Origin of the sequence: Hahella sp. CCB-MM4, from assembly GCF_002260525.1 — a bacterium.
GTDB lineage: Bacteria > Pseudomonadota > Gammaproteobacteria > Pseudomonadales > Oleiphilaceae > Hahella.
In genome coordinates this window covers 1-423 of sequence record NZ_MRYI01000096.1, presented here as the reverse complement: position 1 = coordinate 423, position 423 = coordinate 1, and the positions used below count along the sequence as shown (strand labels likewise).

Genomic DNA, 423 nt, shown 5'->3' with positions numbered 1-423 from the left:
ATGTTCTCGATCTCGACGATGGCGTCATCGACAAGGATGCCGACCACCAGCGTGATCCCTAGAAGCGAGATGGTGTTGAGCGAAAAGCCCAGCAAATCCATGACGATGAAGGTCGGAATGGCGGACAGGGGAAGGGCAACGAAGGCCACCACCGTCGCGCGCCAGTTGCGTAGGAACAGGCACACCACGATGATCGCCAGGATCGCGCCCTCGTAGAGCGTGTCCATGGCGGATTCGAAATTGGCCTCGGTGTAGATCGTCGCGTCGTCGATCACCTCGAAGGCGGTGTCGGGGTATTCGTGCTGCAGCTCGGCCAGCCGTTCGCGCGCGCTGTCGGCGGCCACGAGGTCCGATGCCCCAGTCGCGCGGAACACACCGCAGGCCACCACGTGGCGGCTGGTGAACCGGTCTCAACTCGCGGCT

The 423-nt window shown here is 63.1% G+C and carries 1 protein-coding gene; it reads right to left on the bottom strand.

Features of this window, described 5'->3' with window-relative positions; translation table 11 throughout:
• The coding region (locus tag BTA51_RS29065) for an efflux RND transporter permease subunit (protein WP_246841237.1) at nt 1-344 on the bottom strand (344 nt) is incomplete at its 3' end.
• Nucleotides 345-423 lie beyond the last annotated feature (79 nt).